Below are 335 nucleotides of genomic sequence, written 5' to 3' on the forward strand. Positions count from 1 at the left end.
GATGTGGATGAAGGTGAGGTGATGCTCGAACTCAACGCGCAATATCAAGCCGCTGTCGATGCCGGTTTAAAGATTAACCATATCGACAGCCATCACTTTGGTGGTGTATTTAAATCTCTAAAAGCAGCGTTTACCCGCACAGTGAATCGCATTGGTCTGCCAGTTAGAAGAATCGATAACATCCTAAGTGGCCAAGATGCACTGCGAGTGCCAACGCCAGATGCTTTCGACATGCGTTTCTTTGACGAAGGCGTATCACAGAATGGCCTGCAAGATTTATTGCTGAGCTACCAAGCTATAATGCCTGACGGTGTGCTTGAGTTAATGTGCCACCC

1 protein-coding gene is annotated in these 335 nt (G+C 47.5%); it reads left to right on the forward strand.

All coding sequences use genetic code 11. The features are described from left to right. Window positions 1-335: ChbG/HpnK family deacetylase (locus tag AB4512_RS24645; RefSeq protein ID WP_372176101.1), on the forward strand; the 335-nt coding region annotated here is incomplete at both ends.

Origin of the sequence: Vibrio sp. 10N.222.52.B7 (assembly GCF_041474275.1) — a bacterium.
Classification (GTDB): domain Bacteria; phylum Pseudomonadota; class Gammaproteobacteria; order Enterobacterales; family Vibrionaceae; genus Vibrio; species Vibrio crassostreae_C.